The 8,916-nt window shown below is 50.3% G+C and carries 7 protein-coding genes; 4 read left to right on the top strand and 3 right to left on the bottom strand.

What is annotated here, in order from left to right; genetic code table 11:
* Positions 1 to 265: 265 nt before the first annotated feature.
* From Q0X25_RS05725 to Q0X25_RS05715, 3 genes are all read right to left on the bottom strand, one after another.
* Positions 266 to 1,276, bottom strand: a complete 1,011-nt coding sequence (locus tag Q0X25_RS05725; RefSeq protein ID WP_298579800.1) for a hypothetical protein — start codon at positions 1,274 to 1,276, stop codon at positions 266 to 268.
* A 747-nt stretch (positions 1,277 to 2,023) separates the two neighbouring features.
* Positions 2,024 to 2,911 carry an alpha/beta fold hydrolase gene (locus Q0X25_RS05720; RefSeq protein WP_298579797.1) on the bottom strand — a complete coding sequence of 296 codons (888 nt, stop codon included), beginning with the start codon at positions 2,909 to 2,911 and terminating at the stop codon, positions 2,024 to 2,026.
* A 2-nt stretch (positions 2,912 to 2,913) separates the two neighbouring features.
* Positions 2,914 to 4,968, bottom strand: coding sequence for a class I tRNA ligase family protein (locus Q0X25_RS05715; protein WP_298579794.1), 2,055 nt, complete (start codon positions 4,966 to 4,968; stop codon positions 2,914 to 2,916).
* A 224-nt stretch (positions 4,969 to 5,192) separates the two neighbouring features.
* Here Q0X25_RS05715 and Q0X25_RS05710 point away from each other — a divergent pair, with 224 nt between their 5' ends.
* The 4 genes from Q0X25_RS05710 to Q0X25_RS05695 form a co-directional block, all read left to right on the top strand.
* Positions 5,193 to 6,131, top strand: a complete 939-nt coding sequence (locus Q0X25_RS05710; RefSeq protein WP_298579791.1) for an SPFH domain-containing protein — start codon at positions 5,193 to 5,195, stop codon at positions 6,129 to 6,131.
* 160 nt (positions 6,132 to 6,291) lie between these two features.
* Entirely contained in the window at positions 6,292 to 6,939 is a 648-nt protein-coding gene (locus Q0X25_RS05705; RefSeq protein ID WP_298579789.1) for an epoxyqueuosine reductase QueH, read from the top strand.
* Between the two features lie 111 nt (positions 6,940 to 7,050).
* Positions 7,051 to 8,649: an alpha-amylase gene (locus Q0X25_RS05700; protein ID WP_298579786.1), complete on the top strand. Its 1,599-nt coding sequence runs from the start codon at positions 7,051 to 7,053 to the stop codon at positions 8,647 to 8,649.
* Positions 8,650 to 8,708: 59 nt separating this feature from the next.
* Positions 8,709 to 8,916 (top strand): S-adenosylmethionine:tRNA ribosyltransferase-isomerase (locus tag Q0X25_RS05695; protein WP_298579803.1); only part of this gene is annotated, 208 nt, incomplete at its 3' end.

The raw sequence follows: 8,916 nt of genomic DNA, 5'->3' as shown, positions 1-8,916 counted from the left end.
GCGGCCCTGCTTGCCAAACGCCACGTTCTGTTTCAGAAAAAATGTCAAAAGCCACGTTCTGTTTCAAAAGGCCTTGACGTTTGCCCAGGTAAATTTTTCTTGCGTGAAATGAAACGTGGCTTTTGGCTAAAAAAGTGAAGTAGAACGTGGCGTTTGACACCTGGTGTGAAATGAAACGTGGCCTTTGGCGCCTGGCATGAAATAGTACGTGGCTTTTGGCACCGGGCGCGAAACAGCACAAGGCTCCTGCAGTATCCTTCTATCCTCATCTTTTCCGTCGCGCAGCCTTCGTAACGGGTGGACAAGAGACACGAGGCACGCGATAGGAATCCAACAATGCCTGGAAATAATTGCTGTCACAGACATTAGCATACGAAAACCGTATGACGCGCATCTCACGGGTGATGCGGGATTCGCGCAGACGTTCTTCGGCAAGTACCTCTATGGAGGTATGACTGTGTGTCATTGCAGGGTCACTATACTTTTGGCGTCCATCTAGCTCGCCTGCGATGGCACTTCCGTCATCGCATGTCCAGTAGTAATCAACCCGGTAGTGTGATCCAGAAAGAGAGTCCGTTACATTTACTTGTAGCTCTGGAACACAAAATCCCAATTCAATCATTTTTGCTCGTGCAGTTGACTCGCCTCCATTTTCGGATAATGCATTCGCAAAGCGAGCAGTTAAACGTGCCTGTTTGATGCCCCGGAAGCCATGCCCCAACTCGTCAATTTGCGCACCGAGCCAGCCTGCTGACTTTCTCGTTGCACGAAGCGTTGAATCTGCAATGCTGAGCCCGTTGGTAAAATCCATCACACAAAGGCATTGCACTGCGGCTGCTTCCAAACTCACTATAGGAATTCCCGCATGAAACTCTAGGGGATGTCGCGGATTTATCATTTGAGAGTTAAAGCGGTGATGAGTTAGCAATCCCGCTTTACGATTGGTATCCGTTGGATGGCAGAGATGTATGTGGTGTAAAAATTTATAGTTGATTGCAAGGCCATGTGCCGCCGCTGCCGTTGGTCCGCAAAAGATCCAATGAGGGTGTCTTTCATGCAGAGCGCGTGCAATGTGCAGATGTCTCTCTACAGGATTGAGTTGGTTCCAAACTTCAGTGCGTATAAAAAGCCCCTCCAGAGGAGAGACAACCTCGCCTCGCTGTTTTAGACGGAAGAAAGCTAAGCTTTGTGCTTTATTTACTGGCCCTAAACAGCGTGTTTGTAGCTCTGCTTGGTCAAGCAGTATCGAAGCTTTTTGTGATGCAGATGCGCCCATGTAATCACCTGATCTCGTCGGAGGCTTTTAGTCTGATGTTAAAAGTAGCTCTGTAAAAGCTGACTACATAAGCGTATCGCTGCTGGTAGATTAATTGTATGAAGGAACTCTGAGGTATTTGACATACGTCAGTCTGGCCAAATCAGCTGACGGCAAGCTGAGTGCAGGGTGCTGCAAGCCAGTTGCCAGCTTGTGCAAAGTTATGTCAAGTAAGAGCGAATTCGAGGTTATTTAATAGTAAGGGGACTTGTGATAGGGAAGTTTTCAACAATTGGATGGTTGGAGCTTATCTCCACACTTTCCCGTAGCGAGTGGTGCTCAGCTTGTCAGGTGCGACGAAGTGTTTCAAACAACATTGCTTCGCTTATTAAAAGCCACGGATCATTTCAAGCAGAGTGGCCCTGCTTGCCAAACGCCACGTTCTGTTTCAGAAAAAATGTCAAAAGCCACACTCTGTTTCAAAGAGCTTGACGTTTCCGCAGGTAGATTTTTTTCGCGTGAAATGAAACGTGGCTTTTGGTAAAAAAAGTGAAGTAGAACGTGGCGTTTGACATCTGGTGTGAAATGAAACGTGGCGTTTGACGCCTGGCATGAAATAGAACGTGGCATTTGACGCCTGGTATGAAATAGAACGTGGCGTTTGACGCCTGGTATGAAATGAAACGTGGCCTTTGTTGGCGCTTGGGAGCTGCGCTGATAGCGGAAAGGACATAAGGACGATAGGACAACAGAAAAGCAGATTGACTGTTACTCGGCAGCGGCGATGGTAACGAGCAGTTCGCGGAGAACGGCCTCGGGGGCGACTTTGGGCAACGTATGATCAGCATCTGCGATGATGACTTCGCGTGCGCCAGGAATTGCTGTGGCGATGCGATGGGTTTCGCTTTGCGGAATTTCGTCGAGCTCACCTGCCATAACGCAGACAGGACAAGCAATATCTTCCAAGCTCGCAGGATCAATATGTGGCTCGACTACCATCATATGAAGCAACTCTGCTATATCAGAGGCCTCTGCACGGCTGGGGGCTGGCGTACCGTCTTCGTAATAGGCAGACTCATCACCAGCAACAGACCAAGCGCGATATGCCTCAGCGGTTTCTTCAAAAAAATCATTGCTGCCCATAGTGTCAGGCGAAAGGTTTGCGCCAATCGAGCAGAGCGAAGCCACACGTTCCGCATAATCGCGTGCCATCAACAAACCTTCGATAGCGCCATCAGAAAAACCTAGTACGTGTACTTTTGCGAGGCCTGCAGCATCAAGTGCAGCAATAGCATCAGCGCACATGAGCTCATACGTGAGCGGAGCAGTGCCTCTTGTGCTTACGCCTTGAGCTCGAGAATCCACCGCAAGTACTGTGCGCCCACAGCCAACCAACGCATCAATCACTGCACCAAAAATTCCATGTTCCTCACCGTTGCCGTGTAACATCAATATGGGGTAGCAAAAAGGAACAGCGGCATTCACTACCGCAGGTGCCCCGTCCGCTGGCGCATAGAGAAATGCGTGAATATGGGCCCCATCCTTGGTGAGCACATCAAACTCATGCGTGAGCTGTGTATGCGGGCGCGCATAGGGGCGTGGAATATGCAGGGGTGGCAACTCGGGCGTGAGTTGGTCTGGGGATAATTCAAGCATGTTTATCTACCTTGACTCGGATGCTTCTCAAAGAAATCAAAACGTGGAGGTAAAGTTACGATAGCATGCTCAGCCGGAGTCTGGCCAAGCAGTGCGACCAATCCTGCTGGATCCTCAAAGCAATGTTTCCAAGAGAAGAAGAATTCTGACTCAAAGCCCAAGTACTCGCAAATCTTTTCGCAGCCAGCAGGTACGGCGGGATGCATGAGCAGCGTCGTTGTGCGTAATGCTGCAAAGGCATCAGCAAGCGCTTGCTCGTAGGCAGCATCATCGCCCTTGGCGGCCCTGCTTGCATTGCCCCAACGTTTGTTGGCAGCGCGAGCAAAATCATCTACGATGCCTAGAGCACTGTGTGCATCAAATACGTGAGCTGCACGTTCAAAGGCAAGCACAGCTTCACGGCATTCATCAACAACTTCGGCATTGGCAGCTACTGTGGGCAGGTGGCCCTTACAGATATTTGCCGCACCATAAAAGCAGGAACGTGCTAAACGATTAAAGATATTCGTCAAAAATGCGCTTTCTTTAAGAGCGGGGTCAGCCACACGCGGATCATCCTTTACCAGCACTTCTTCACCGGTTCTTTTGTCCTTGTGTGAGACAGAAGTGTCAAAAGCCTTAGGGGAGAAGGATACCGCTTTTTGATCGAGGGCCAGCGACAACCAGTGACAGCGCAGCTGTTCGGGCGTGTAGTAATCAAGCAGTTCGGCTGCCATTGGAGGTTTAATAGCACCCGAGCTGGAGGCCTTCTTATTCATAAAGAGCACGTGATAGTTGGCAATTGGTGTGTCCTGCGTGAGCTTCCAATCAAGTGCTGTCCACATTGCGGGCTGAGCAACGCAGTAGAAATAGATGTTATCTTGGCCGATGAACTGATAAACCTTTGCTTCGGGATCGCACCACCATGCGCGCCAATCGTGATTGGCGTAGCGTGGCGTCTGGCCTTCGCTACTACGGTTAGCATCAAGTGCGAGTGCGGTTTGCACAAAGGAGATAGGTGCCCACAGACTTTCGGGCCAGCACCATACAGTTAAATCTTGGTTTGTAGCAGCAGCAGAGCCATCGATATCTGGTGCCGGTACACCCCAAGAAATATTGCCCGTAATGCGGAATGGCAGCAGGGTTTTGCCTGTGCGGAAGCGAATCTCGGCGCCCTCCAAAACACTGCGTGCTTTGTCACGATCTTGCCAGTTGTTGAATTCGACCGAGAAGGACGACTGGTTTTTCTCGGCCTCAATGGTTGTGTGCTGAGGCAGCTGTGCTTCAACGGCATGGTAGGCCTCGCGAAACTTGGTCTGGATATACATTACTGGTGCCACAAGCGACTCACGCACCGTCTTGGTGACAATAGCGCGCACTTGAGGATCGGCGTCCCACTCGTCCATGAGTTCCTCGAGCACGTGCTGGTATTTCGGTAAATCAAAGTACCAGTTTGCAACGGGGCGCAGCTCGGGTGTGGTACCAGTGAGCTGTGACACAGGTGCAATAAGCTCTTCGGGATCAAATTGGTGACCCAAATCGCATTCATCTGCGTAGGCTTTTTCGGACTTGCAACCACGGATGGGGCAGCGACCGATAACCTGGCGACCATTGAGGAACTGCTTGGCTTTGGTGTCATAAAACTGCAAAGTCTCACGCTTGATGAGAACGCCCTTTTCATACAAACGATAAATCAAGGTATCGGAAAGTTCTTCATGAAAATGAGCTGCTGGCTCCAGTCCAGAACCTGCAAAGATATCGAGAGAAATGCCATAGGCATCAAGTGAGGTCTTTTGCGCTTCGTGATTGTCGCGTACGTAGTCTTCGATGGTGCCCGCATAGCCTTCGTCCTCGACCTTCTTGCGATAGCCCTCCATGATGGGTGAACCATAGCAGTCGGTGCCCGAAACAAACAACACGTTTTTGGCACCAATGCGGTCGCGCAGAAAGCGGGCAAAGAAATCCGCTGGCACAAATACGCCACCAATGTGGCCAAAGTGCAGGTTTTTGTTGCCATAAGGCATTCCGCCTGTGATAACGGCGCGATGAGGGAAGTTTGGGCGATTTACAGAAGACATGCGTACTGCTCCTAGAGTTGATGGCTGTGCTTCGCGATTATCCCACAACGCAGCAGACAGCGGGCAGGGAAGTTGGGCGCAATAGATTGTGATGGTATTGTGATGACAGACTTATATCAGAAATATCGTCCGCCAAGCTCAGATTAAGAGCAGGTGGAGAAGGGTACTATCCACTTCGTCTTTTGGATGCAGCCAAGAGGGCTGCGTCTGAGAAAGGAAATGCGATGTTTTTTCCAAATGCGATGTTTTTTCCATTGATAATTTTGCTGCTCCTTGGTGGTAGCGCAGTGCTTTCGACGGCGTATGTTGTGCGTCAACAGCACGTTGCAATCGTCGAGCGACTCGGTAAATTTCATGGCATTATGTTGCCTGGCTTTCATGTGAAGGTACCTTACGCTGATCGCACCTTTGATGTGGACTTGATGACCGAAGATCAGCATATGACCTTTGATGCCAAAACTTCTGACAATGTCACCATTGAGTTGGATGTGTCTATCCAGTATCACGTTGACGCATCTGATATTCACTTGGGTTCTGAGAGTGGTATTTGGAAGAGCCGTTACACCCTGACTAACCCTGTGACTCAGATGCAGGATTATCTGGCAGATGCTCTGCGTAGCCAAATTCCTAATCGTAGTCTTGATGAAGTCTTCTCTGAGAAGGATGCCATTGCTCAGGCAATTGACGAAGCAGTTGCGGCAAAGATGCTGAACTATGGCATTGTGCTGGTAACTACGCTGATTACTTCAATCCGTCTGCCTCAAGAGGTTCAGGAATCGATGAACCATATCATCGCATCCAAGAATAACCTTGAGTCTGCTACCAATGATGCAAATGCCGAGCGTGCAAAGACGGTTATCGCAGCAAAGGCTCGCGCCGAAGCTATGGCAGCCGAGGGTCAAGGTATCGCTGACCAACGCGTTGCTATTGCTCGTGGCATCAAAGAGTCCATCGATACCATTAAGGGATCTGAGCTCACTGAGGCCGATGCCAATCGTTTGTTTGAGTTTACCCAGTGGATTGATATGATGCGCGGCTTTGCCGAAAAGGGCGCATCGACGGTAGTGTTACCCAATGATTTCCGTGAGAGCACGTCTCAGTTTGAGCAGTTTGTCTCTGCTTTAGAAACTCCCCGTGCCTCCAGTGATGATGGGAAAAACTAAGCGTCTACCTGCATAAATGCAAACAATTTGAAACTCGGCAGCTCAAAAGGCTGTCGAGTCTTTTTCAGTGCGTATTCATAGTCCTCACAAATGAGTCTGCTATGCTTGCCTTGCTGCAAAGCTCACTTGCCGCTCGAACGCTCCATCTTGAGGAGGTGGCATGGAAAAGCAAAACGCCACGATAATGCCTCCACTGCAGAGGACAGCTCCTCATCCTGGCACACCCTTGCTTTTGCATGCTTGCTGTGGTCCTTGCTCGCTTGAACCGCTCAAACTTTTGCGGCAGGAGGGTTGGGATCCCCTAATCTGTTGGACTAATCCCAATATTGCACCTGTAGCCGAGCACGACTTACGTCTGCGTACCCTGCAGGCTTGGGCACATGATAGTGCTCACGTAGATGTTATCGTAGCTGGTGATGACCGTGAGAGCTGGGAGCGCAAGGTGGCGCCTGCCGGACTCAAGCGCGAGCGTCGCTGTCGTGCTTGTTATGCACAGCGTCTTGAGGAAAGTTGTCGTGTAGCTGTTGAGCAGGGCTTTGAATATATCAGCACAACGCTGGTAGTCTCGCCGTATCAGCTTTTTGAGGTCTGCCATGAGGTGCTTTTTGCGTTGGCACATCGTTACGGCCTTACGCCGGTCTGGCGTGATTTTCGCCCGTATTATCCTGAAGCGACTATAGAGTCGCGTGAGCTCAATATGTATCGCCAAAACTATTGTGGTTGTCGTTTTTCAGCAGCAGAGGCCGCACGTGACCGCCAACAGGCACGTGATGTTCGCAAGGCTGCGCGTCAAAAACAGCTTGGCTAGGGGGATTGATTTGGCGAGGGATAACCGTATCCAGCCTGACGTCTTACTTTGTTCTATCTATCCCTACGATGTGCTCCAAACTCCTCACGAATTCCTACATTGGAGGAACGTATGAATAATGGCATGATGCTCCAAGGTTTTTCTTGGTATCTTCCTGCAGATGGTCAACATTGGAAGCGTATGGCACGGCTTGCGCCGACGTTGGCACAGATGGGAATCACGGCGGTCTGGCTGCCGCCTGCGTACAAAGCAGCTGAGGGCGGCGAGAGCGTTGGTTATAGCGTGTATGACATCTGGGATTTGGGTGAGTTTGACCAGTGTGGTTCGGTACGTACCAAATATGGCACCAAAAAAGAATATCTTGCGGCGATTGCTGCCCTGCAAAAGGCAGGTATTCAGGTGCTGGGTGACATCGTACTCAATCATCGTATGGGTGGTGAGGAGACTGAGCATGTGCGTGCATTCGAGGTTGATCCAGCCGCACGTGAATCTGACGTGACAGACGAAAAGACCATTTCTGCGTGGACCCGCTATCGTTTTCCTGGACGTAACGCTCAATACTCTGATTTTCAGTGGGATTGGACCTGTTTTCACGGTACTGATTGGGACGAGGACACGCATCAGACAGGTATCTTTCGCTTTGCTGGCAAGGAGTGGGACGAGGATGTTGACCATACTGAAAATGGCAACTACGACTACCTCATGGGCAACGATGTTGATGTCAACAACCCTGCCGTTGAAGCAGAGCTGATGCGCTGGGGTGAGTGGTATATAAAGACAACGGGTCTTGATGGTTTGCGTCTTGATGCGCTCAAGCACGTGTCAAAGTCTTTCTTTCGTCGCTGGATTGCTCATTTACGTGAAAAATGTGGCTGTGAACTTTTTACCGTAGGTGAGTATTGGTCGCCTGAGCTGAGCGAACTCGAAGCATATCTGGGCGAAGACGCGCCCATGAGTCTTTTTGATGTACCGCTACATTACAAGCTTTTTGGTGTGTCAAATAGTATGGGCAGCATGGATTTAGCACAGCTTTTTGATGGTACTTTGGTAGCAAGCAAGCCTGTACATGCAGTGACTTTTGTAGATAATCACGATACCCAGCCAGGCCAAGCATTGGCATCTACAGTTGCATCATGGTTCAAACCGAGCGCTTACATGCTGATATTGCTGCGTGAAGCAGGCTATCCTTGTGTCTTTTATGGCGATCTCTTTGGTGCTGGAGCCGAGGCGAAGGCTGGCGAAGAGGGAGAAGATACGCCCGCGTTGCCCGTGGTGCGTAAACTTCCCTTGCTTATGGAAATTCGTCAGCGTTATGCATATGGCGTACAACATGACTATTTTGACGATAAAGACACCATTGGCTGGACGCGTGAAGGCGATGACGAACATCCAGGCAGTGGTATTGCGGTGGTAATTACTGACGGGGAGGGTGGCACCAAGCACATGTATGTGGGTACCCAGCATGCGGGCAAAGATTTTGTCTGTGTCGTGGGTCAGGAAGATAAGGTAGTAATTGATGAAGAAGGTTACGGTGACTTTAGCGTTGCTCCTGGTTCGGGTAGCGTTTACCTTGAGGCCAAATCTGCAAAGGCACTCAAGCATAATCGTATCCTGCGTCGTGCCGAGACCGCACCTTCAATTGCACCCGCCTCGCTCAAGGGTGCTCATCCTGTACCTGCCAATTTCGCTCCTTGGCGTCGTCGCAAGTAGGCTCGTGCTATTGTTGTCGCGGCCTTTTGTTTCGTTTGCGAGGAGCTATACACATGCCTATGCGCACTGATGATTTTGATTATGAATTGCCGCAAGAGTTGATTGCGCAAACCCCTGTCGAGCCACGTGATTCGTGTCGCTTGCTGGTATTGCATCGCGATGCGACCTCAGACGGGCGTCCTGCGGGCAGTGTTGATGACCGTCACTTCTTTGACATACTTGACTATCTCGAAGCGGGAGATTTGCTTGTTGTCAATAAGACTCGCG

The organism is uncultured Olegusella sp. (genome assembly GCF_947253395.1).
Classification (GTDB): Bacteria; Actinomycetota; Coriobacteriia; order Coriobacteriales; family Atopobiaceae; genus Olegusella.
The sequence above is the reverse complement of the archived record's forward strand: the minus strand, read 5'-3'. Positions and strand labels throughout refer to the sequence as shown.